Here is a 22,444-nt window from a genome sequence, read left to right on the forward strand (position 1 = left end):
CCCGAAACCGGGGGGCGCCGCGTCCACGGGCGCGGGAGCGGGCGGCGTGCCGCGCTCGACGTCGGAGAGCATCCGGTCGAGCCGGTCGGCGTCGGGCCGGGCGGCGGCGTCCCGCACGAGCAGGGCGGTGAGCACGGGGGCGAGCGGCCCCGACCGCACCGGGGGCGGCAGGGGCTCGTCGAGGACGGCGACGAGCGTGGCGATGCTGGTCTCGCGGCGCAGCGGGTGGACGCCCTCCACCGCGACGTACAGCAGCATGCCGAGCGACCACAGGTCGGAGGCGGGGTTGCCCTCCTCGCCGCGGATGCGCTCGGGGGCGATGTACTCGGGCGAGCCGATGAGGCCGCCGGTGGTCGTCAGCCGTGTCGAGTCGCGGAGCGTGGCGATGCCGAAGTCGGTGAGCACCGGTGTCATGTCGGGCCGCAGCAGTACGTTCGCGGGCTTCACGTCGCGGTGGTGGACCCCGACCGCGTGCGCGGCGCGCAGCCCCGCGAGTACCCCGCGGCCGACCGTGGCCGCCTCCGGCGGGGTCAGCGGGCCGCGGGCCAGTCGGTCCTGCAGGGAGCCGCCGGTCACCAGCTCCATCACGAGCCACGGGTGGGGGAGGTCCGTCCTGTCCACGATGTGGTGGATCGTGGCGACATTGGGGTGGTGCACCCGGGCCAGCGCGCGGGCCTCGCGCAGCACGCGCTCCCGCAGTTTCGCCGCCGCCTCGGGGTCGGTCTCGGCCAAGTCCGGGTCGGGCGGCCGTACTTCCTTCAGTGCGACCTCGCGGTGCAGGGCGGTGTCGCGGGCCCGCCAGACCAGGCCCATGCCGCCACCGCCCAGTCGTTCCAGCAGCTCGAAGCGGCCGTCGATCAGTCGTCTGCCGGAGTCGCTCGCCGTCATGGCGGTTATCGTACGGGCGGGCGGGGACACGGCTTGACCGGCCTTGCCCGAATTCGGACTCCCGCGGCGCGCTGACAGTGGTGCCGGATAGCCTGCTCTCGGAGCCTACGGGACCGGTGGGGACACCGGGGCCCGTGCGGAGTATGCGGAACGTGAGCCGGAGGAACGGAACATGCGGGCGGGAGAGCCACGGTGAGGTTGCTGCACACCTCCGACTGGCATCTGGGGCGGTCCTTCCACCGGGTCGGACTGCTCGACGCCCAGGCGGCGTTCATCGACCACCTGGTGGCCACGGTGCGGGCGGAGCGCGTGGACGCCGTCCTCGTCGCCGGCGACGTCTACGACCGGGCGCTGCCCTCGCTGCCCGCCGTCGAGCTCTTCGACGACGCGCTGCACCGGCTCGCCGCCCTCGGCGTGCCCACGGTGATGATCTCCGGCAACCACGACTCGGCCCGCCGGCTCGGCGTGGCCTCCGGGCTCATCGACCGCGCCGGGATCCACCTGCGGACCGACCCGGCCGGGTGCGCGACGCCGGTCGTGCTCGCCGACGCGCACGGGCCGGTCGCCCTGTACGGGCTGCCCTACCTCGAACCGGCCCTGGTGCGCGAGGAGTTCACCCTCGACCGGGCCGGCCACACCGAGGTGCTGAGCGCCGCCATGGCGCGGGTCCGCGCCGACCTGGCCGCACGCCCCGCGGGCACCCGCTCGGTCGTGCTGGCGCACGCCTTCGTCGCGGGCGGCGCGCCCAGCGACAGCGAGCGGGACATCACCGTCGGCGGTGTGGCGGCCGTGCCCGCGAGCGTCTTCGACGGCGTCGACTACGTGGCCCTCGGCCACCTCCACGGCTGCCAGGCGATCACCGACCGCGTCCGCTACTCCGGCTCCCCGCTGGCGTACTCCTTCTCCGAGGCCGACCACCGCAAGAGCATGTGGCTGGTCGACCTCGGCGCCGACGGCTCCGTGGCCGCCGAGCGGGTCGACTGCCCCGTGCCCCGGCCGCTCGCCCGGATCCGCGGCCCCCTGGAGGAACTGCTGGAGGACCCGGCGCACGAACGGCACGAGGACTCCTGGGTCGAGGCCACCCTCACCGACCCCCACCGCCCGCACGAGCCCATGGCCCGCCTGCGCAAACGCTTCCCCCACGCCCTCGCGCTGGCCTTCGAGCCCGAACGCACGGACGCCGACCCCCACGCCTCGTACGCGCAGCGCCTGCGCGGCCGCACCGACCGGCAGATCGCCGAGGACTTCGTGACCCACGTCCGCGGCACCGGGCCCGACACCGCGGAGCGGGGTGTCCTGCGGGACGCGTTCGACGCGGTCCGTAGCGATGCGGTGCGGGCGGAGGCCGACTGATGCGCCTGCACCGTCCGACCTTCACGGCCCTCGGGGCGTTCGCTGTCAGCCGCGCGGTCGGCGTTCGGTGGGGCGATGGGCCGTGCGGCGATCACGCCGCCGTCGTGCTCGGCCGAACCGTGGGTGGTGGGCGGCCGGCGGGTGCCCGGCGCCGCGTGCGGCCGGGAACCGGGCCGGGCACCGGGCCCGACACCGCGGAGCGGGGTGTCCTGCGGGACGCGTTCGACGCGGTCCGTAGCGATGCGGTGCGGGCGGAGGCCGACTGATGCGCCTGCACCGTCCGACCTTCACGGCCCTCGGGGCGTTCGCTGTCAGCCGCGCGGTCGGCGTTCGGTGGGGCGATGGGCCGTGCGGCGATCACGCCGCCGTCGTGCTCGGCCGCACCGTGGGTGGTGGGCGGCCGGCGGGTGCCCGGCGCCGCGTGCGGCCGGGAACCGGGCCGGGCACCGGGCCCGACACCGCGGAGCGGGGTGTCCTGCGGGACGCGTTCGACGCGGTCCGTAGCGATGCCGTAGGGGCGGAGACCGACTGATGCGCCTGCACCGTCTGACCCTGACCGCCTTCGGGCCGTTCGCCGGCAGCCACACCGTGGACTTCGACGAGCTGTCCTCGGCCGGGCTGTTCCTGCTGCACGGTGCGACCGGCGCCGGCAAGACCTCCGTGCTCGACGGGGTGTGCTTCGCCCTGTACGGCGGGGTCCCCGGCAGCCGGCAGGGCAACCGGCTGCGCAGCGACCACGCCGGGGAGGACACGCCCACCGAGGTGGTGCTCGACCTGACCGTGGGCGGACGGCGGCTGGAGATCACCCGGCGCCCCGAGCAGCCGCGCCCCAAGAAGCGCGGCACCGGCTACACGATGGAGAAGGCCGTCACCCTGCTGCGCGAGCACACGGCGGGGGAGTGGCGGGCGCTCAGCAAGTCCCACCAGGAGGCCGGCGAGGAGCTGAAGCAGCTCATCGGCATGAGCCGGGAGCAGTTCTGCCAGGTCGTGCTGCTGCCCCAGGGCGAGTTCGCGACCTTCCTGCGGGCCACCGCCACCGACCGGGCAGCCCTGCTCGGCAAGCTCTTCGACACCGGCCGTTTCAAGGCCGTCGAGGAGTGGCTGCGGGCCCGGCGGCGGGCCGCCGAGCAGCGGGTCGCCGCCGGGGACGACGAGTTGCAGCGGCTCGCCGAGCGCATGGGCCAGGCCGCCGGTGACGACCCGGAGGCCCTGGCCGGGCCGCTGCCGGAGGGTGTCGTGGCCGGCGACCCGGAACTGGCCCCGCACATCCTGCGCTGGGCGGCCGTGCTGGCCACCACCGCTCACGAACGCGTCGACGTCGCCGACCTCGCCGTGACCGCCGCCGAGGGCGGGCACGAGCGGGCCCAGCGCGAGGCCGAGGCGGTACGCGAACTCGCCGTCCGGCAGCGCCGGCACGCCGCGGCCGAGCGCCGCGCCCGCGACATGGCCGGCGAGCGCGAGACCCGCGCCCGCGAACAGCGGCTGCTGGAGACGGCGGAGCGGGCCGCGACCGTGGTGCCCGCCCTGGATCTGCGCGAGCGGGCCGCCGCCCGGCAGGCCCGTGCGGCCGTCGAGGAACGCACCGCCCGTGCGGGCCTGCCCGCCGAGCAGTACGAGGCGGGCGCCGAACAGCTCGCGGAGTACGAGAACCGGCTCCGCGAGGAGCTGGGCGGCCTCGCCGACGCCGGCCGGGCCGAGCAGCGCGCCGCCGAACTGGCCCACGACCGCGGGCGCGTGGAGCGCGAGGCCGCCGAGGACGAGCGGCTGATCGCCGACACGGCCGCCTGGCTGGACGGCTGGGAGGCCGCACGCCTCGGCCACGAACGCGCCGTCGACACCGCCCAGTCCGCCGCCACCCGCGCCGCCGAACTCTCCGGCGCCCTCGACCGGGCCCGCCGCCGCCTCGACGCCGCCCGCGAACGCGACACCCACGCCACCGCGCTGCTCGCCGCGCAGGACCGGCTGCGTGCCGCACGCGACGCCGCCGCCGACGCCCGCGACCACTGGCAGGACGTGCGCGAGGCCCGCATCAATGGCATCGCCGCCGAACTGGCCGCGCAGCTCAGCCCCGGTGAGGGCTGTCTGGTCTGCGGCGCCACCGAGCACCCGCACCCCGCCCGCCCCACCGGCCGCCAGGTGGGCCGCGCGGACGAGGAGGCCGCGCAGGAGGCCCAGCAGCGGGCCGCCGCCACCCGGGACACCGCGCAGGACCAGGTCGTACGCCTCACCGCGGCCCACGACGCGGCCCTCGCCGCCGCGGGACCGGAGCCGCAGCCCGAACTCGCCGCCGCGCACGCCGCGTTGGAAGAGGAGTACCGGGCCGCCGCGCGGGCCGCCGCGCGGGCCCCCGAGGCGCGCCAGGCGCTCGACCGGGCCCTCGCGGAACACGCCCGCCGCTCCTCGGACCGCAACGAGGCCGAGAACCGGCTCGCCTCCCTCACCACCCGCCGGGAGCTCCTCGACCAGGAGGACACCGAGCTCACCGCCCGGCTGGCGCGGGCCCGCGGCCCGTACGCCACCGTCGCCGAGCGCCGCGCCCGGCTCGCGGCGGACGCCGAGCGCGCCGCCACCGCGGCCCGGGCTGCCCGCGCCGGGCAGGACGGCGCCCGCGGGCTGAAGGAGGCGGACTCCGACCTGGCCGACGCCGCCTACAAGGCCGGTTTCCCGACGCCCGAGGCGGCGGCCGCCGCCGTACAGCCGGAGACGGAACTGCGGCGGCTGCGGCAACGGGCGGAGGAGTGGCGCCGCGAGGAGGCCGCGGTCACCGCCGAACTCACCGCCCTGGAGCTGGCCGAGGCCGCCGCGCTGCCCCCGGCCGACCCCGACGCGGCCCGGCGGGCCGTCGAGACCGCCACCGTACGGCTGCGCGGGGCCGCCGCCCGACAGTCCGCCGCGCACACGACCCGCGACGCCCTCGACCGGCTGCGGGCCGAGGCGCTGCGCGGTACCAGGGCGCTCGCCCCGGCCCGCGAGGAGTACGCGAGGCTGCGACGCCTGGCGGACCTGGCCACCGGCGCCGGCGAGAACACGCTGCGCATGGAGCTGGAGACCTATGTGCTCGCCGCCCGGCTGGAACAGGTCGCTGCCGCGGCCAGCGTCCGGCTGCACCGGATGTCCTCCGGGCGCTACACCCTCGTCCACACCGACGCCCGTGCCTCACGCAACGTCAAGTCGGGCCTGGGGCTGATGGTCGTGGACTCCTGGACGGGCACCGAGCGCGACACCGCCACGCTCTCCGGCGGCGAGACCTTCTTCGCCTCCCTCGCCCTCGCCCTCGGACTCGCGGACGTCGTCACGGACGAGTCGGGCGGCGCCCGCCTCGACACGCTCTTCGTCGACGAGGGCTTCGGCAGCCTCGACGAGCAGACCCTGGACGAGGTGCTGGACGTCCTCGACGGCCTGCGCGAACGGGACCGCGCCGTCGGCATCGTCAGCCACGTGGCCGAGCTCCGGCAGCGCGTCCCCGCCCAGTTGCAGGTGGTCAAGGGGCAGCGGGGCTCAGCCCTCCGCCACCGCACGACGGGCGAGCGGTGACGAGTAGACGACGCTCGTCGTCACCGAGCCGAGGCCCGAGACGCGGCCGGTGATCTCCTCCAGGTGGCGCATCGAGCGGGCGGTGACCTTCATGATGAAGCAGTCGTCGCCCGTCACATGGTGGGCCTCCAGGATCTCCGGGGTCGACTCCAGCAGATCGTGGAACGGCTTGTAGTTGCCGTGCGGGTAGCGCAGCCGGACGAACGCCATGATCGGGCGGCCGATCCGCTCCAGGTCCACGACGGCCGTGTACGCCGTGATCACCCCCGCCTCCTCCAGCCGCCGGACCCGCTCGGTCACCGCGCTCGGTGACATCGACACGGCACGCGCCAGTTCGGCGTAGCTGGCCCGGCCGTCGCGCTGCAGGGCGTCCAGGATGCGCCAGTCGGTGGCGTCGAGGGAATCCACGGTCATGCACCCTGAGTACCAGTGGTTTCCCCGGTCGGGCAAGACGGACGCCGGGGAACGACCCTTCAGACGGGCGTCGGCGGCTCGTAGATTTGCCGCCATGACGACACAGACCGCTGCCCCCGCCTACGCCCCCGCCTCCGCTCCGGCCGACAACCCCGTGCTGCGCGTCCCGCCCGCCGCTCCGGCCGACGCCGCCGCGTACTTCGCCGCGAGCCTCGCCTTCCACGCCGACGTGTCCGACGTCGCGGCCGCCCTCGCCACGGCGGCGGAGAGCGGCACCGGACCCGGCTTCGTCGTCGTCGACTCCCGCTCCACCCAGGCCTGGGAGCAGGGCCACGTCCCCGGCGCCGTCCACCTGCCCACCGCGGACGTCCCCCGGCTCGCCGCGGCCTACCTCGACCGCGACGTGCCCGTCGTCGTGTACTGCTGGGGGCCCGGCTGCAACGGCGCCACCCGCGCCGCGCACGCCCTGGCGAGCCTCGGCTACCGGGTCAAGGAGATGCTCGGCGGCATGGAGTACTGGATCCGCGAGGGCTTCGCCCACGAGACGGCCGACGGCACCTTCCGGCGCCCGGCCGACCCGCTGACCGCGCCCGTGGGCGGCGACGACTGCGGCTGCTGAGGCCGCCGCGCGGCGGCCTCAGCGGACGACGGAGACGGCCGGGCGCAGGAACCGGCGGTCCCGCGGCCCCCGTCCGGCGAGCGGCGCCGCGGCCCGCAGGACGACGTCCAGCGCGGCGTCGGCCTCGCAGGCGTAGTGCCCGCTCGCCCAGGCCGCGTTGGCCTCGACCACCGCCCAGCCGTCCGCGGTCCTGCCGACGTCGACCACGACCGCGCCGGGCAGTTCCGGCACGCCGTGTGCGAACAGCCGTGCGGCGAAGTCCCGCACCTCACCGGCCGCCGGGTCGCCGTCCAGGGGAGCCACGTCCAGGTCGCCGCGGGTCGCGTAGCGGCTGCCCGTGACGACCTCGCCGTCCAGCAGGAACAGCCGGTACTCGACGGCGAACGCCACGATGTCGCTCACCAGCACGGGGGTGTCTCGTCCACCGCGTCCGGACCGGGCAGGCCGCTGCCGTCGGGGTACACACGGGCCGGGAAGCTCTTGTCGTTCGGCGGCTTCACGAAGGCGGGCCGGCGCAGCCCGCGGGCCTGCGCCAGGGTGGTGAACTCGATCCGCCGCCCCACGAGTTCGAACGGCAGCCGGGCCAGCCAGTCCTCGTCGGCCTCCAGCAGCCCCAGGCCCAGGTCCGCCGCCACCGCGTCCGCGAAGAGCGGCCCCGCGTACAGCGACGGGCCCACGGCGTCGAGCGCGTCCTGCGGCACCCGCCACGTGGGGAGGGTACGCGTCGCCATGCCGCGCCGGTGGGCGGCCGCGGCGAGCGCGTGGCCGGTGGCGGTCACGCGCGGCGAGAGGAAGAGGGTCCGGGACGGGTGCACGGTTTTCACGGTCACCGATGGTGGCGCATCCGGCGGGTGACGCGACATCGCATTACGCCGTCACACCACCCCGGCCGGCCGCAGCTCGTACGCCCACTGGGCGTCCCGGTCCGCGACCCGCCCGAAACCGGCCCGCTCCAGCACCCGTTGCGAGGCGCGGTTGCCCGGATCGGTGGTCGCCAGCACGGTGCGCACCTCGGCACGGCTCAGCGCCCACCGGGACAGCACCAGTACGGCGTCCGTCGCCCAGCCCACGCCGCGCGCGGACTCCGACAGGTCGTAGCCGATCTCCACCAGGCCGTCGACGGCGGAGGGCGGGCCGTGGAAGCCGATGCCGCCGAGCGCGAGGCCGTCGTCCGTCCGCTGGATCACGAACAGCCCCCACCCCGGGGCGTACACCGCTGCGGCCGCCGCGATCGTCATCATCCCGGCCGCGATGATCGTGCCCTCGCCCGGCCCGCCGTCGATCCACTCCAGCCCGGCCGGCTTGCCGTCGGCCAGCTGCGCCGCTTCCTCCGGCAGTTGCTCCCTCAGCACCACCCGCCCGTGCGTCAGCACCAGGCGGCCGTCTTCCCGCGCAGCATTCGGAATCATCCGCGTGACACCCCCATGCGACTCACCCTATCCACCCCCGCCGCTCCCCGCGGGCGGGTCCCCGCGCGGGGGCGGGCATCGCGGGCAGGCACCGGGCGGCGGAGTGCCCCGCGGGAAATCCGCGGGCTTCCGACGGTCCGGCGTGACACGATCGGTGCCGCTCAGGGGAGGGATGCGCATGGGGCTCGACTACACCTACGAGATCGTCCTGCCGGCCGGGAACGTCGCCGCCGCGCTGGCGGAGCTGGTGAAGCTGGCGCCGCCGGCCTCGCGCGTGCCGCCGCTGACGGTCACCCTGCCCGGCGGTGAGGGCGTCGTCGTCCCGTTCACGTCCCATTTCCGGAGCGAGCCGGTGGATTGCTCCGGGAGCGGCACGCTGGAGCTCGACACCTCGATCATGTTCGGGGTGGACGACGCCGTACGCGCGTTCCTGGAGACCTGCGACCCCGAGCCCGACGCGCTCGGGAGGGTCCCGATCGGCTACGTCTACCTGACGGTCCGGTTCGCGCCCGCGCTCCACCCCCACTACGCGACGCTGGAGTTCACGGCGGCGACCACCGGGATGAGCCTGATGTTCGAGCGGTCCGCGAGCGTCCGGTCGGTGTTCACCGGCCTCACGGCCGCAGCCGGGGGAGTGTGCTGCCTGCTCGACACCGAGACCGGCATCCACCGGATGGACTGGCTGAACGGCCGGCCGGTCCGGGAGAGCGTCCCCGGCCCCCGCTTCGCCGACTACCGGGCGCTCGTGGCGGCCTGGCCCGACCCGGAGCGGTAGGCGTCGGTGCGCCCTGCGTCCTTCCCCGGGCGGGGCCCGGGGAAGGACGGTCGACCGTCAGAGCTTCGAGAGCTCGTCGACGAGGTCGTCCAGGCCCAGGGAGCCCTGCGAGAGCGCGGCCATGTGCCAGGCCTTGGGGTCGAAGGAGTCGCCGTGGGCCTTGCGGGCGGCCTCCCGCCCGGCGAGCCAGGCGCGCTCGCCCAGCTTGTAGCCGATGGCCTGCCCCGGCATGCCGAGGTAGCGGATGATCTCGCTGTCGAGCATGGCGTCGCTGAGCCCGTTGAAGCGCCCGAAGAACTCACGCCCCAGCTCCGGCGTCCAGGTCTCGCCCGGACGGTACGGGCTGTCCTGCGGGATCTCCAGCTCCAGGTGCATGCCGATGTCCAGGATGACGCGGGTGGCCCGCAGCATCTGCGCGTTGAGGTAGCCCAGCCGGCGCCCCGCGTCCGTCAGGAAGCCGAGTTCGTCCATGAGGCGCTCGGCGTACAGGGCCCAGCCCTCCGCGTTGGCGCTGACCTGGCCCAGGGTGGCCTGGTAGCGGCTGAGCCGGTCCGCGACGTACACCCACTGCGCGAGCTGCAGGTGGTGGCCGGGGACGCCCTCGTGGTACCAGGTGCTGACCAGGTCCCAGACGGGGAACCGCTCGCGGCCCAGGGTGGGCAGCCAGGTGCGGCCCGGGCGGGAGAAGTCCAGGGAGGGGGCCGTGTAGTACGGCGCGGCGGCGCTGCCGGGCGGAGCGATGCGGGACTCGACGTGCTTGACGGGCTCGGCCAGGTCGAAGTGGGTGCCGTCGAGCGCCGCCATGGCCTCGTCCATCAGGCCCTGCAGCCAGTCGCGGACCGCGTCGACGCCCTCGACGGCCTCGCCGGCCTCGTCCAGGTGGGCCAGCGCCTCCAGCGGGGTGGAGCCGGGCAGCACCTTCTCCGCCTCGACGCGCATCTCGGCGTCGAGGCGCCGGAATTCCTCCCAGCCCCAGGCGTACGCCTCGTCCAGGTCGAGGTCGGAGCCGGTCCAGTAGCGGGCCCAGCGGGCGTACCGCTCGCGGCCGACGGCGTCCGGGGTGCCCTCGACGGCGGGGGCGTAGGTGTCGCGCAGCCAGTCGCGCAGGTCGGCGACGGCGGCGGTGGCGTCGGCGGCACCGCCGTCGAGCTCGGACCGCAGGGCCTGCGGGCCCTCCTTCACGAACCAGCTCGCTCCTGCGTCCTCGCCCAGCCACTCGCCGAGCTGCTCGATGACCGTGGCGACCTGGCGCGGCCCGGCCGGCAGCTTGCGGGCGACGCCCTCCTCCAGGGAGGCCCGGTAGCCCGCCAGGGACTCCGGGACCGCGCGCAGCCGGGCGGCGACGGCGGCCCAGTCCTCGTCGGTCCCGGTCGGCATCAGCATGAAGACGCCGCGCACCGAGTGGACGGGGGAGTGCAGGTTGCTCACGGCCCGCAGGCCCTCACCCGCCTCGTGCACGGCCAGCTCGGCGGTGAGCCGCTCGCGCAGCAGCCGGGCGCAGCGGCGCTCGTCGTCGTCCGTCGCCTCGGCCGCGTCGACGTCGGCCAGGGTGCGGCGGGCGAGCCCGGCCTGGGCCTCCAGGCCGGCGGGGCTGAAGTCGGGGAGCCGGTCCTGACCGGTCCGCACCCCCAGGTACGTGGCGGTGATGGGGTCGAGTTCGGTGACCGCGTCGACGTACGCGTCGGCGATCTGGCGGGGCAGCGCGCTGCCGGTGGTGTCGGGCATGGTCACATCCTGGTACGGAGCGGCCTGCTCCGTCATCACCATTGACGATCATATTCCTGACGTGGGCGGGAGCAGTGGGCCGCAGTCCCAGTGCTGGAAGATCAACCGGGTCTCCACGCGCGCGACTTCGGGCCGCGAGGTGAACTCGTCGACGACCAGCCGCTGGAGGTCGCCGGTGCTCGCCACGGCCACGTGGACGAGGTAGTCGTCGGGCCCGGTGAGGTGGAACAGCGCCCGGGACTCGGGCAGTGCCCGCACCCGCTCCACGAACGGGCCGATCAGCTCCCGGCGGTGCGGCCGCACCTGCACCGCCAGCAGTGCCTCCAGCGGCCGCCCGAGCCGGGCCGGGTCGACCCGCAGCTCATGGCCGAGGATCACCCCGGTGCGGCGCAGCCGGCTGACCCGGTCCAGGCAGGTGGACGGGGCCACGCCCACGGCCGCGGCGAGGTCCTTGTAGGTCGTCCGTGCGTCGTTCTGCAGGAGCCGCAGAATCTCGAGGTCGACCGGATCCAGAAGCACGGAATCGGACATCGGCCGAAGTTAACACGGGCTCTCCCCACTACGGACCGGTAGCTGTTCAGCATCGGGCCATGGACACGACAGCATCGGCGCCCACCCGCGCCCTCGCCACCGAGGCCGTGCACGCCGGCCGCGAAGACCTCGCGGACCTCGGCCTGCACGCCGTTCCCCTGGACCTGTCCACCACCTACCCCTCGCGGGACAGCCGCGCCGAGGCCGCCCGGCTGGACGACTTCGCCGTGACCGGTGCCGCGCTGACCGGCCCGCCGGTCTACTCCCGGCTCGACAACCCCACCGTCGCCCGCTTCGAGGCGGCGCTGGCCCGGCTGGAGGGCGCCGAGGCCGCGGTGGCCTTCGCCAGCGGCATGGCCGCCCTCACCGCCACCCTGCTGGCCCGCGCCTCCATGGGGCTGCGCCACGTGGTGGCCGTCCGCCCGCTGTACGGCTGCAGCGACCACCTCCTGACCGGGGGCCTGATCGGCACCGAGGTGACCTGGACCGACCCGGCGGGCATAGCGGACGCCATCCGCCCCGAAACCGGCCTGGTGATCGTGGAGACCCCCGCCAACCCGACGCTGGCCGAGGTCGACCTGCGGGCCGTCGCCCACTCCTGCGGCGAGGTGCCGCTGCTGGTCGACAACACCTTCGCCACGCCCGTCCTGCAGCGCCCCCTGGAGAGCGGCGCCAGGATCGTGCTGCACAGCGCCACCAAGTACCTGGGCGGCCACGGCGACGTCCTGGGCGGGGTCATCGCCTGTGACGAGGAGTTCGCCCGCGTGCTGCGCAAGGTGCGCTTCGCCACCGGAGGGGTGCTGCACCCCCTGGCGGGCTACCTGCTGCTGCGCGGGCTGTCCACGCTGCCGGTCCGGGTGAAGGCCGCCTCGGCGACGGCGGCCGCGCTGGCCGAGCGGCTGGCCGCCGACCCGCGGGTGGCGAAGGTGCACTACCCGCGGATCGGCGGCGCCATGGTCGCGTTCGAGGTCCAGGGCGACCCGCACGAGGTGATCGCCGGGGTCCGGCTGATCACCCCGGCGGTCAGCCTCGGGAGCGTCGACACCCTCATCCAGCACCCGGCCTCGATCAGCCACCGCATCGTCGACGAGGGCGACCGCCACAGCTCGGGGGTCAGCGACCGGCTGCTGCGGCTGTCCGTCGGCCTGGAGGACGTCGAGGACCTGTGGGAGGACCTCGACATCGCGCTCAGCGCAGCGACGCGCTCGCGCCGGCCGGTGACAGCGTCGCGGTGATGACCAGCGTGCCGTCCTCGACCTGGTAGTCCAGCGGCAGACCCAGGCGGCGCATCGTCGCGACCATCCCGGTGTTGGTCGCCCGGGTCACCGCGTAGACGCTCTCGCACCCCGCGTCGACGGCCTGGGCGACCAGGCGGCGCAGCAGCTCCAGGCCGATGCCTCGGCGCTGCCAGGCGTCCTCGACCAGCAGGGCGACCTCGGTCTCTTCGCCGTCCCACAGCAGGTGGCCGAGGGCGACGAGCCGGCCGGAGACGGTCTGCACGGCGAGGGTCTGCCCGAAGCGGGGGCTGAGCAGGTGGGTCAGATAGCGGTCCACGTCCGCGACCGGGCCGTGGTAGCGGCGCGTCAGGGTCCTGGCGGAGCAGCGCCCGTGGAGCTCGCGGGCGGCCTCGAGGTCCTCGGGGCCCGCCCGGCGGACGGTGATCTCGTTGCCCTCGGGCAGCGTGAGCACCGCCCGGTCCTCCGGGACCCTGGTGCCCAGGTGCGCGTCGAGCTCGACGAGCGCGCGGGCGCGGGCGAACTCGGTCGGGGTGAACGGGAGGTAGGCGCGTTCCACGGTGATGGTGCCTCCGGCCGGATCGCGCAGCCGCATGACGGTGCCCTCCAGGGTGTCCTCGGTGTCCTCCGTGTCCTCGGCGGGATCGGGGCCGGCCGTACCGGGCGGGGTGGACCTTATCGTGCAGCGGCCGAACAACTGTCGTAGTGCCAGGGGCAGTTCGGCGGCGTCCATGGCGGTGCGGGTGGCGAGGTTCAGCACCCGGGTCGGGGTGTCCACCAGGTCGTGGGCGTCGGCCCGCTCGATCCAGGTGTCGCGCCCGCCCCCGCCGCCCACGGTCCGCGTCAGGTCGCCCGGGGCGAGTGCGGCCGGGGCGCGGACCAGGAACTCGTCCACGGTGCCCTCGGCCAGCGGGTGCGTCTGGAGCGTGAGGATGTCCACGCCCCGCCCCGCCAGGGCCGTGCAGAGGGCGGCGAGGCTGCCCGGCGTGTCGTGCACGGTGGTGCGCACCCGCCACAACGTGGTCCGCGGGTCGGGTCCGCCCACGGCGGAGCTTTCCCCCGGCTCCGTCGTACGGCTCCCGCCGTGACTCCCGGCGGTCGGCGGTGAATGACCGTGATGGCGTGCCCACCATGTGTGGAAGCCGGCCGTGGCGACGAGCGCGGCGGCCGACAGGCACAGCAGGGCGGGGCCGTCGGGGGCGTGCCCGACGAGATTGGCGATGAGGTCGGCGGTGGCCACGGCCACGAAGAGCGCGGCGAGTTCGATGACGTCGCGGCGCCAGTGGTGCCGCCGGCCCGCGAACGCGGCGGGGGCGGTCGTGGCGGAAGTCAGTTCTCGCATGCAAACACCATGCCGAACTCGTGTTGCGTGATCACGAACGCGTTGTGACCGACGGGTAAAGGGTGTCCCATGTCGGTTAACTCCCCCTTTCAACAATTCCGTCCTGCGACAATCTGCGTAGGCACCGGCCGTAGCGCCGCGCGATGCCACGCTGAGTGACGCGTCCCAGGGGGCCCAGTAGACGCACGTACCACGCCCCCGGTCCACTGAAGGCCGTGACATCCAGCCACACGGACCCGTCGGGCGCGAGGCTCACCACGAACGCCTCCTCCCCGCGTTCCGGGTGGCCGGGGAGCGTCCCGTAGGCGAACCCCACGCGCTCCGGGCCGCGTTCCGCCCACACCACCTCGCACGGCGCGCGCAGCGGGCCGATCCGCAGGGGCACACGCACCCCCGGTGCCGCCTCCGGGGTGCCGGCGGGCACCCGCAGTCCGGTCGCCCGGTGCATCCGCCACCCCATCAGCGCCCGTCCGGCCGCGGCCAGCACCTGGGGGCCCTCGCCGAGCCGGATCCGCTCGTGCAGGTGGTGGAGCCCCGGCGGCGTGGGCCCGCCGGTCCGCGTCACCCCGACCTGCTCGTAGGTGAAACCACCCGTCACGGCGCCGTCCTTCCCGTCCTCGGGAGCCCGCGGAGCACCCTCCCCGCTCGCTCCACGAGGTCTCGAAATCGCCGTATTGCCCCGACGATTTGCACATGCTAAGCCCCGGGGGCGCCGCCCGCCCGCCGGTAGGTGCAGACGTTGACGCCCTTGTCGCTGGTGACCGTGGAGACCAGTGCGAAGGTGCGCAGCGCGCCGTCCTCGGGGAAGAGCGACTTGCCGCCGCCGAGGAGGACGGGCGTGACCATGAGGCGGAGTTCGTCGACCAGGTCCTCGCTCAGCAGGGTGCGCGCGAGCGTGGGGCTGCCCATCACCACGATGTCGCCGCCGGGCGCCTCCCGCAGCTCCTTGATCCGGGCGACGGCTTCGCCGCCGGGGATACGGGTGGTGTTGTGCCAGGCCAGCTCGGAGTCGCCGAGCGTGCCGGACACGACGTACTTCGGCAGCGCGTTCATCCGGTCCGCGAAGGGGTCACCGGCCCGCTCGGGCCACGCGCCGGCCATCGCCGCCCACGTGCGGCGCCCGTACAGCAGCGCGTCGGCCTTGCCGACCGCCTCGTCGAAGGCGCCGCCCACGACCTCCGGGTCGAAGAAGGGGTGCGTCCAACCGCCGTTGGCGAAGCCGCCGTCGGTGTCCTCCTCCGGTCCGCCCGGCGCCTGCACCACGCCGTCGAGGCTGATGAACTCGGTGATCACGATGCGCATGGGATTCGCTCCTCGTCTTCGTCGTCACTCGCCGCCGTCACTGCAAGGGAGACCGTCGCACTGCCCCGGAATCATCGCGCCCAGGAGGCGAGGCGAGGTGACCTGGACCACATCCCTGCGGATCGAGACGGAATCCGACCGCCGCCGACCGGCTGTGATCGCCAGGAGCTGTTCCCGCAGTACTTCTGCACTTCTGCCCGGACGTCGCACCGGAGGAGGCACGGGTACTGGCCGCCGTGCAGGGACCCAGCGACGTGGCCCGCTTCGGCTTCGTGTCGGGACCGCCGGCCTGGCGCGAGCACCCATGCCACTCCGTCGTCGCGGAGAACGACCAGATCATCCCGCCGGACCTGGAACGCTTCGTGGCCGAGCGCATGGGGGCCGCGACGGTATCGGTGCCCGGCGCCGGCCATCTGGTCATGGTCTCCCGGCCGCGGGCCGTGGCGGACGTGATCCTGGCGGCCGCCCGCTGAGCACCGGACGCCCGGCGGCGCGCTCGCACCGCCGGGCGCCGGCCCGTCGCAGCCCCCGCTGCCGTCCGTGGCTACTGGCCGACCAGCCCCGCCCGGAGCACCTTCGTGAACAGCACCGAGCCGTCCTGCTCGCGCAGCCGCACCGTCATGTCCCCGGAGTGGCCGTCGATGTCGACCTGCCCGAAGAACTGGTAGCCCTCGGCGGGCGAGACGTTCGAGGCCGTCGGGGCCTTCACGAAGACCCGCTCCGGGCCGAAGGTGCCGTCCAGCGCGCTCGCCGGGAAGGCACCCGCGTTCAGCGGACCGGAGACGAACTCCCAGAACGGCTCGAAGTCCGTGAACGCCGCGCGGGAGGGCTGGTAGTGCTGCGCCGAGGTGTGGTGGACGTCGGCGGTCAGCCACACCGTGCCCGTGATCCTGCGGTGCTTGACGAACCGCAGCAGTTCGGCGATCTGCAGCTCGCGGCCGAGCGGCGCGCCGGGCTCGCCCTGCGCGACGGCCTCGATGTTCGGCCGGCCCTCCGTGGTGTCGGGCACCACCAGCCCGAGCGGCATGTCGGCGGCGATCACCTTCCACACCGCGCGCGACCGCGAAAGCTCCCGCTTCAGCCACTCCAACTGCTCACGGCCGAGGATGCCCTGCGGGTCGTGGGCCTGGTCGTCGGGGGAGTTGGCGTTGCGGTGGGTGCGCATGTCGAGGACGAAGACGTCCAGCAGGGGACCCTGCCGCAGCACCCGGTACACCCGGCCGGCGCCGTCCGGCCGCAGCGAGGAGAGGGGGAAGTACTCGGCGAACGCCCGCCGCGCCCGGGCCGCGAGGACGTCCACGCTCTTCTCGGTGTAGCGCGGGTCCGAGGCGGCGATCACCTCGCCGGGGTACCAGTTGTTGCGGACCTCGTGGTCGTCCCACTGGATGACCGACGGCACCCGGGCGTTGAAGCGCCGCAGGTTCTCGTCGAGCAGGTTGTAGCGGAAGTTGCCGCGGAACTCGGCCAGCGTCTCGGCGACCTTGGACTTCTCCTCCGTGGTGACGTTGCGGTAGGCGCTGCCGTCGGGGAGGGCCTGGGTCGCCGCGATCGGGCCGTCGGCGTAGATGTTGTCACCGCTGCACAGGAAGAAGTCCGGGTCCACCGCGCCCATCGCGTCGAAGATGCGGTAGCCGCCGATGTCGGGGTTGATGCCCCAGCCCTGCCCGGCCAGGTCGCCCGACCACACGAAGCGCACGCCGCCGTGCCGTCCGTCCGGCGCCGTGCGGAAGGTGCCCGTGACCGGCGCGCCGGTGCGGCGCGGGTCGTCGGGGTCGGCCAGCAGCACCCGGTAGTGGACCTGCTCACCGCCCGGCAGGCCGTGCAGCCGGGTCACCCCGGTGAAGTCGGTGCCGGGGCCGACCACCGGGCCGGGGAAGCGCCGGGTGTGCCGGAACGACCCGGTCGCCGAGGTCTCCACCACCATCCGCGCCGGCCGGTCCGCGCGCACCCACACCAGGCCGCCCGACGCGGTCACGTCGCCGGTCTGCACCCCCGACGTCGCCGCCGGCCTCCCCGACAGGGCCAGCGCGGGCGCGGCCGCCGCGGGCACCAGCAGCGCCCCGGAGGCCGCCAGCCCGCCCCTCAGCACCGAGCGCCGCCCGACCGTGCTCCCGGATCCGTCCGCCATCCCGACCTCCCGCGTCGCAGCCGCGTACGCCGGAATGCGTCCGCCCCACGTTCCTACTCGCGCCGCGTGCCGTCGATCCGAACGCCCGGTGAACAACCGGCCCGCGCCGTACGGCGGCGCCCACCCGCTCCGCGCGCACCCACGTGCGTCCCGTGCGGCGAAACCCCCTGGTAACCACGGGCTCCGCCGCCATACGATGTCCCGAATCCGGCGGCCGCGATCACCCGATCGCCCTACCCGCGCCCCGTACTCCCTCCCCGGGAGCGCACCGGCGCCCCCATGATGACTGCAGATCAGACACCGCACGCCTTCCAGGTCGACCTGCGCGGCCTGGTGGACCTCCTCTCCCACCACCTCTACTCCAGCCCCAAGGTCTACCTGCGCGAACTGCTGCAGAACGGTGTCGACGCGATCACCGCCCGCCGGGCCGAACAGCCCGACGCCCCCGCCCGGGTGCTCCTGCACGCCGAGGGCGGCCGGCTGCGCGTGACGGACACCGGCGTCGGCCTCACCGAGTCCGACGTGCACGAGCTGCTCGCCACCATCGGCCGCAGCTCCAAGCGCGACGGGCTGGAGAACGCCCGCTCGGAGTTCCTCGGCCAGTTCGGCATCGGGCTGCTCGCCTGCTTCGTCGTCGCGGCGGAGATCCGCGTCGTCAGCCGGTCCGCCCGTACCCAGGACGCCCCGCCCGTCGAGTGGACCGCCCGTGACGACGGCTCGTACACCGTCCGCACGCTGCCGCGGCAGGACCACCCCGAGCCCGGTACGACCGTCCACCTGACCGCCCGGCCGGGCGCCGCGGAGTGGCTTGCCGAGGAGCGCGTGCTCGCCCTCGCCAAGGACTTCGGGTCCCTGCTGCCGTACGACGTGCGGGTCGGCGACACGCCCGTCAGCGAGCGCCCGCCGGTCTGGGAGCGCCCGCACCCCGGGCAGGCGGCCCGCCGGGTCGCGCTCGCCCGGCACTGCCACGAGCAGTTCGGCTTCACCCCGCTCGACGTCATCGACCTCGACGTCCCCCTCGCGGGCGTGCGCGGCGTCGGCTACGTCCTGCCCGCCGCGGTCAGCCCCGCCCAGCGCGCCGGGCACCGCGTCCACCTCAAGGGCATGCTGCTGACCGACCGGGCGGACGAACTCCTCCCGGAGTGGGCCTTCTTCGTCCGCTGCGTGATCGACACCGACAGCCTGCGCCCCACCGCGTCCCGCGAGAGCCTGTACGCCGACGAGACGCTCGCCGCCGTCCGCGAGGCCCTCGGCGAACGCATACGCGGCTGGCTGACCGAACTCGCCGCGGGCGACCGGGAACGGCTCGCCCAGTTCCTCGCCGTCCACCACCTCGGCGTCAAGTCGCTCGCCCGGCACGACGCCGGGATGCTCCGCACGATGCTGCCGTGGCTGCCGTTCGAGACCACCGACGGACAGCTGTCGCTCGAGGAGTTCGCCCGCCGCCACCCCGTCGTCCACTTCACCCGCACCGTCGAGGAGTACCGCCAGGTCGCGGCCATCGCCTCCGCGCAGGGCATCGGCGTCGTCAACGGCGGCTACACCTACGACGCCGACCTGGTCGAGCTGCTGCCGACCGTGCGTCCCGGCACCGCCGTCGCCGAACTCGACGCGGACACCGTGACCGCGCACCTCGACCCCGTCGACCCCGCCGAGGAACTCGCCCTGTCCGGCTTCCTCGCCGCGGCCCGCGCCAGGCTCGACCCGCTCGGCTGCGACGTGTCGCTGCGCACCTTCCACCCCATCACCGTCCCCGCGCTGCACCTGGACGACCGGGCCGCCCGCCACGAACGCGCCCGCGCCGAGGAGGAGGAGCAGGCCGACGAGCTGTGGGCGGGCATCCTCGGCTCCCTGCGCGGCGGCGCCCCGCGCGCCCGGCTCGTCCTGAACCACCTCAACCCGCTGGTCCGGCGGATCAGCGCCTTCACCGACCCCGAACTCGTCGGCACCGCCGCCGAGGCGCTGTACGGCCAGGCCCTGCTGATGGCCCAGCGCCCGCTGCGCCCCGCCGACTCCGCGCTCCTCAACCGCGCCTTCCTCGGCCTGCTGCAGTGGGCGGCGCAGACCGCGGACAGCCCCGCGGGCAAGCCCGCCGACGCCGAACAGGAGGACGGCCGATGAGCACCCGGGACCCGGCGGTCGAGACCGTACGCCGCGCCCTGCACCACAACCGGGAGGAGCCCGAGGGCCGCGCCCGCAACGCCGGCGCGGAGCGGCTCGTCGCCGAGGCCGGGGCCACCGGCGACACCCCGCTGCTCCTCGAGGCCCTGTTCAACCTCGCCAACGCCTACGCCTACAGCAGCGAGAAGGACAAGTTCTTCGTGCCCTTCGCCCGCCTGCTGCGCATGTGGGACGAGCGGCCCGGGGACTTCGACGGCGCGAACACCCACCACCTGCACTGGATCTTCAAGTGGGTGGCCAACGGCATGCTCGACCAGCCCGACGTCCCGCTCGCCTCCATCGAGAAGTGGCACCGCGAGATGGAGCACCGCTACCGCCTCGCCGGTCACTCCGAACGCGCCGTACGTCAGGGCGAGTTCCGCATCGCCCGGCACCTCGGTGACACCGCCCGCGCCGAGGCCGCCCACGCCGCCTGGCTCGCCGCCGACCGCGACGGCATGGCCGACTGCCACGCCTGCGAACTCCACGGCCAGGGCAGCTGGCAGGTCGAACGCGGCCGTGACGAGGAGGCGCTGAGCACCTGGGAGCCGGTCCTGACGGGGCAGTACACCTGCGCCCACGAGCCGCACAACGTGCTGGCGTCCTCGCTGCTGCCGCTGGTCCGGCTCGGCCGGCTCGACGAGGCGCGCGCCCACCACCTGCGCGGCCACCGCCTGGTGCGCGCCATGGAGAGCATGCGCGGCGCGGTCTCCTCCCACGTCGAGTTCTGTGCCCTGACCGGCAACGAGGCACGGGCCCTGGAGATCCTCGCCGAGCATCCCGCGTACTTCACCGACACCGGCGACCCCGACACGCTCATGGACCACCTGGTCGTCACCGCGCTCCTGATGCGCCGCCTGCTCGCCCTCGGCCACGCCGGCCGCGGCGTCCCCGGCCCGGCCGGCACCGAGTGGACCGCCCGCACCCTGCTCGCCCACGCCGAGCGCGAGGCCGCCGCCGTCGCCGCGCGTTTCGACGCCCGCAACGGCAACGACGCCGTCAGCCGCCGCATGCGCGAGCGCCTCGGCGCCGAGCCCCTCGTGGAGCGGCTCCCGCTGGGCGTCCGGGCCAGGCAGCGCCTGACCACGCCCGCCCGCCCGCAGCCCGCACCGGCCGCCGAAGCGGCCGTACCCGCGGGCGCGGCGGACGTCCCCGCACTGCTCGCCGAGGCCCGCAGGCTCAGCGCCGCCCAGCACCCCGACGCGGGCGCCGCATGGGCCACCGCGGGCCGTGCCGCGGACAGCACCGGCACCGTCCTGGACGACCTGTCCCGCGCCGAGATCGCCGACCACGCCGGCATCGGCGCCTTCGCCGACCCCTGCACCGCCGTACCGCTCTTCGACACCGCCGCCGGGCTGTTCGAGGCGGCCGGCAAGCCCGGCGAGGCCGCGGCCTGCCGTGCCCGCGCCGCCTACGCGGTGGCCGTCGCGGAACAAGGCGGCCAGGCCCTGACCGCGCTCGACGCGGCCGTCGACGCCCTGCGCGAGCTGCACGGCACCGGCCGGGCCACCGCCCGCCAGCTCACCGGGGCCTGGCTGGCCCGGCTCCACCTGCGGCCGCCCGGCGCCGAGGGCGAGGCGGAACTGCTGCGGATCATCGCCTTCGCCGAGGAGCACCGCGACGAGGACCGGATGGCCGGACGGCTCGCCGACGCGATCGCGCTGCACGCCCGCCACACCGCCGCGCGCGGCGACCTCGCGACCGCCGCCGAGCTCTTCGCCCGGGCCGCCCGCCTCCACCACGAGGCCGGAACCCCGTGGCACGCCGCCGAGCCCGAGGCGCTCCTCGCCGACCTCTCCCTCCAGCGGGACGACCACACCACCGCGGAGCGGTCCGCCCGCGCCGCGCTGGAGGACGGCGCCGCGGCCCTGGGCCCGGTGCACCGGGCCCACCTGCACACCGTGCTCGCCGCCGCGCTCGCCGAGCGCGGCGCCGACGCCGAGGCCGCCGACCACGCCCTGGAGGGCGCCCACTGGGCCGACAAGGGCGACATGTCCGAGGAGCTCGGCGCCTGGGCACGGCTCGTGCTCGGCGGGGCGCTGCTGCGCGAGGACAGGTCCGCCGAGGCCGCCACCGTCCTGGAGACCGCCCTGCCCGACCTGGTGCGCGCCCACCACGACGGGCGCGTCGTCCAGGCCCGCTGGTGGCTGGGGGACGCACTACGCGACCTGGACGAGCCGCGCGCCGCCGCCGAGCAGTTCCTGCTCGCCGCGGAGATCGCGCAGGGCTGGGAGGAGCAGCAGGACCACGCCGTCCTCGCGAACCTCGCCGCCGACTCTCTGGAACGGGCCGGCCTGGCCGGCGAGGCCGCACAGGCGTACACCCGCGCCGGTGAGCTCTGGCGTGCCCTGGAGCGTCCCGTCCCCCTCGTCCGCTCGCTGCGCGCCCGGGCCTGGCTCGCCCTCCACGACGGCCAGGGCGGGCTCGCCGTGGGCCGCTCGGTGATGGCCGAGGCCGTCGCGGTGGCCGAGGAGGCGCTGGCCGCGGCGACGGCGGCCGGTGACGGGGACGCCGCGGCTCACCTGCGCGCCGAACTGGCGGGGACCCACCGGCAGACCGGCGAACTGGTCGTCCGCTCCTGCCCCGGTGAGCCCGGCGAGGACGACACGGACGGCTCGGCGCGCGCCGCGTACGAGGAGGGCCTGGCCTGCGCGGAACGCGCGATCGCCGTCTTCGAACCGGGTCCCGCGCGCAGCGCGGCCCAGCTGATGGCCGCCTGGCTCGAGGCCGATCTGGGACGGCACGCCGCGGCCGCGGAGCGGGCCCGGGCCGTGATCGCCCTGTACGGGGGCGAGGACGGCGGTCCGGCGGACGAGGTCGCCGAGCAGCGGCGGGCCGAGGCGCGCTCCGTCCTCGAATACGTCGGCGAGCGGTCCGCCGGACCGGAGCAGGCACAGGGCGGGGAGGCACAGGGCGGGGAGGCACGGGCCGGGCAGGCGTAGCCCCGGCCGCCGGCACGGTCCCGACCGAGAAGGAGCAGGCCGTGGAGGGTTAGTCTGAATGGTGGCTTTTGCCGTTTCCCGGCACGC

General features: G+C 75.2%; 17 protein-coding genes and 1 pseudogene. 8 read left to right on the plus strand and 10 right to left on the minus strand.

What is annotated here, in order from left to right; all coding sequences use genetic code 11:
• Nucleotides 1-888, minus strand: an 888-nt coding sequence (locus PV350_RS18020; RefSeq protein WP_500334814.1) for a serine/threonine-protein kinase, incomplete at its 3' end; no start/stop codon positions are given.
• Nucleotides 889-1,080: 192 nt separating this feature from the next.
• Here PV350_RS18020 and PV350_RS18025 point away from each other — a divergent pair.
• A complete protein-coding gene (locus PV350_RS18025) occupies nucleotides 1,081-2,241 on the plus strand; it encodes an exonuclease SbcCD subunit D (protein ID WP_500334816.1) in 1,161 nt (386 codons plus the stop codon).
• Nucleotides 2,242-2,772: 531 nt separating this feature from the next.
• Entirely contained in the window at nucleotides 2,773-5,775 is a 3,003-nt protein-coding gene (locus PV350_RS18030) for an AAA family ATPase (RefSeq protein WP_500334818.1), read from the plus strand.
• Here the strand turns inward: PV350_RS18030 and PV350_RS18035 are convergent.
• The gene (locus PV350_RS18035; protein WP_499510416.1) at nucleotides 5,740-6,189 is read right to left on the minus strand and encodes an Lrp/AsnC family transcriptional regulator; all 450 of its coding nucleotides are present in this window, start codon (nucleotides 6,187-6,189) and stop codon (nucleotides 5,740-5,742) included. The genes PV350_RS18030 and PV350_RS18035 overlap by 36 nt on opposite strands.
• A 94-nt stretch (nucleotides 6,190-6,283) precedes the next feature.
• Here PV350_RS18035 and PV350_RS18040 point away from each other — a divergent pair, with 94 nt between their 5' ends.
• Nucleotides 6,284-6,808: a rhodanese-like domain-containing protein gene (locus PV350_RS18040; protein WP_500334820.1), complete on the plus strand. Its 525-nt coding sequence runs from the start codon at nucleotides 6,284-6,286 to the stop codon at nucleotides 6,806-6,808.
• Between the two features lie 18 nt (nucleotides 6,809-6,826).
• Here the strand turns inward: PV350_RS18040 and PV350_RS18045 are convergent.
• Together PV350_RS18045 and PV350_RS18050 are read right to left on the minus strand one after the other, a co-directional pair.
• Nucleotides 6,827-7,671: pseudogene (locus PV350_RS18045) on the minus strand (ATP-grasp domain-containing protein).
• Between the two features lie 12 nt (nucleotides 7,672-7,683).
• On the minus strand, nucleotides 7,684-8,217 hold the full coding sequence (locus PV350_RS18050) for a GNAT family N-acetyltransferase (protein ID WP_499510413.1): 534 nt from the start codon (nucleotides 8,215-8,217) through the stop codon (nucleotides 7,684-7,686).
• 178 nt (nucleotides 8,218-8,395) lie between these two features.
• Here PV350_RS18050 and PV350_RS18055 point away from each other — a divergent pair, with 178 nt between their 5' ends.
• Entirely contained in the window at nucleotides 8,396-8,992 is a 597-nt protein-coding gene (locus PV350_RS18055; RefSeq protein ID WP_500334822.1) for a hypothetical protein, read from the plus strand.
• 57 nt (nucleotides 8,993-9,049) lie between these two features.
• Here the strand turns inward: PV350_RS18055 and PV350_RS18060 are convergent, their stop codons facing one another.
• A complete protein-coding gene (locus PV350_RS18060) occupies nucleotides 9,050-10,717 on the minus strand; it encodes a DUF885 domain-containing protein (protein ID WP_500334824.1) in 1,668 nt (555 codons plus the stop codon).
• Between the two features lie 48 nt (nucleotides 10,718-10,765).
• Nucleotides 10,766-11,248, minus strand: coding sequence for an Lrp/AsnC family transcriptional regulator (locus tag PV350_RS18065; protein ID WP_431964617.1), 483 nt, complete (start codon nucleotides 11,246-11,248; stop codon nucleotides 10,766-10,768).
• A 59-nt stretch (nucleotides 11,249-11,307) separates the two neighbouring features.
• On the opposite strand from PV350_RS18065, the gene PV350_RS18070 reads away from it, so the two are divergent.
• Nucleotides 11,308-12,483: a trans-sulfuration enzyme family protein gene (locus PV350_RS18070; protein WP_500334826.1), complete on the plus strand. Its 1,176-nt coding sequence runs from the start codon at nucleotides 11,308-11,310 to the stop codon at nucleotides 12,481-12,483.
• Here the strand turns inward: PV350_RS18070 and PV350_RS18075 are convergent.
• The 3 genes from PV350_RS18075 to PV350_RS18085 all read right to left on the minus strand — a co-directional run bounded on the left by PV350_RS18075 (nucleotide 12,437) and on the right by PV350_RS18085 (nucleotide 15,127).
• Nucleotides 12,437-13,825 carry a GNAT family N-acetyltransferase gene (locus tag PV350_RS18075; protein ID WP_499510409.1) on the minus strand — a complete coding sequence of 463 codons (1,389 nt, stop codon included), beginning with the start codon at nucleotides 13,823-13,825 and terminating at the stop codon, nucleotides 12,437-12,439. The genes PV350_RS18070 and PV350_RS18075 overlap by 47 nt on opposite strands.
• Before the next feature lie 76 nt (nucleotides 13,826-13,901).
• On the minus strand, nucleotides 13,902-14,423 hold the full coding sequence (locus PV350_RS18080) for a DUF1990 domain-containing protein (RefSeq protein ID WP_499510408.1): 522 nt from the start codon (nucleotides 14,421-14,423) through the stop codon (nucleotides 13,902-13,904).
• A gap of 98 nt (nucleotides 14,424-14,521) precedes the next feature.
• Nucleotides 14,522-15,127, minus strand: coding sequence for a dihydrofolate reductase family protein (locus PV350_RS18085; RefSeq protein ID WP_500334828.1), 606 nt, complete (start codon nucleotides 15,125-15,127; stop codon nucleotides 14,522-14,524).
• A gap of 185 nt (nucleotides 15,128-15,312) precedes the next feature.
• Between PV350_RS18085 and PV350_RS18090 the strand changes: the two genes are divergently transcribed.
• Complete coding sequence (locus PV350_RS18090; RefSeq protein ID WP_499516749.1) at nucleotides 15,313-15,600, plus strand: alpha/beta fold hydrolase; 288 nt, start codon at nucleotides 15,313-15,315, stop codon at nucleotides 15,598-15,600.
• A gap of 71 nt (nucleotides 15,601-15,671) precedes the next feature.
• On the opposite strand, the gene PV350_RS18095 is transcribed toward PV350_RS18090, so the two are convergent.
• Nucleotides 15,672-17,255: an alkaline phosphatase D family protein gene (locus PV350_RS18095; RefSeq protein ID WP_499510406.1), complete on the minus strand. Its 1,584-nt coding sequence runs from the start codon at nucleotides 17,253-17,255 to the stop codon at nucleotides 15,672-15,674.
• A 282-nt stretch (nucleotides 17,256-17,537) separates the two neighbouring features.
• On the opposite strand from PV350_RS18095, the gene PV350_RS18100 reads away from it, so the two are divergent.
• Together PV350_RS18100 and PV350_RS18105 are read left to right on the plus strand one after the other, a co-directional pair.
• Entirely contained in the window at nucleotides 17,538-19,376 is a 1,839-nt protein-coding gene (locus PV350_RS18100) for an HSP90 family protein (RefSeq protein ID WP_499516748.1), read from the plus strand.
• Nucleotides 19,373-22,357 carry an ATP-binding protein gene (locus PV350_RS18105; protein ID WP_500334831.1) on the plus strand — a complete coding sequence of 995 codons (2,985 nt, stop codon included), beginning with the start codon at nucleotides 19,373-19,375 and terminating at the stop codon, nucleotides 22,355-22,357. Before PV350_RS18100 ends, PV350_RS18105 begins: the two co-directional genes overlap by 4 nt.
• Nucleotides 22,358-22,444 lie beyond the last annotated feature (87 nt).

Source organism: Streptomyces sp. PA03-6a (assembly GCF_033792765.1).
Taxonomy (GTDB): domain Bacteria; phylum Actinomycetota; class Actinomycetes; order Streptomycetales; family Streptomycetaceae; genus Actinacidiphila.

Bases quoted from the DNA above. Each gene is read 5' to 3' on its own strand.
- PV350_RS18040 (WP_500334820.1), top strand. From the start codon at position 6,284: ATGACGACACAGACCGCTGCCCCCGCCTACGCCCCCGCCTCCGCTCCG.
- PV350_RS18035 (WP_499510416.1), bottom strand. From the start codon at position 6,189: ATGACCGTGGATTCCCTCGACGCCACCGACTGGCGCATCCTGGACGCC.
- PV350_RS18075 (WP_499510409.1), bottom strand. From the start codon at position 13,825: ATGCGAGAACTGACTTCCGCCACGACCGCCCCCGCCGCGTTCGCGGGC.
- PV350_RS18085 (WP_500334828.1), bottom strand. From the start codon at position 15,127: ATGCGCATCGTGATCACCGAGTTCATCAGCCTCGACGGCGTGGTGCAG.
- PV350_RS18030 (WP_500334818.1), top strand. From the start codon at position 2,773: ATGCGCCTGCACCGTCTGACCCTGACCGCCTTCGGGCCGTTCGCCGGC.
- PV350_RS18070 (WP_500334826.1), top strand. From the start codon at position 11,308: ATGGACACGACAGCATCGGCGCCCACCCGCGCCCTCGCCACCGAGGCC.
- PV350_RS18065 (WP_431964617.1), bottom strand. From the start codon at position 11,248: ATGTCCGATTCCGTGCTTCTGGATCCGGTCGACCTCGAGATTCTGCGG.
- PV350_RS18050 (WP_499510413.1), bottom strand. From the start codon at position 8,217: ATGATTCCGAATGCTGCGCGGGAAGACGGCCGCCTGGTGCTGACGCAC.
- PV350_RS18100 (WP_499516748.1), top strand. From the start codon at position 17,538: ATGACTGCAGATCAGACACCGCACGCCTTCCAGGTCGACCTGCGCGGC.
- PV350_RS18105 (WP_500334831.1), top strand. From the start codon at position 19,373: ATGAGCACCCGGGACCCGGCGGTCGAGACCGTACGCCGCGCCCTGCAC.
- PV350_RS18055 (WP_500334822.1), top strand. From the start codon at position 8,396: ATGGGGCTCGACTACACCTACGAGATCGTCCTGCCGGCCGGGAACGTC.
- PV350_RS18095 (WP_499510406.1), bottom strand. From the start codon at position 17,255: ATGGCGGACGGATCCGGGAGCACGGTCGGGCGGCGCTCGGTGCTGAGG.
- PV350_RS18060 (WP_500334824.1), bottom strand. From the start codon at position 10,717: ATGCCCGACACCACCGGCAGCGCGCTGCCCCGCCAGATCGCCGACGCG.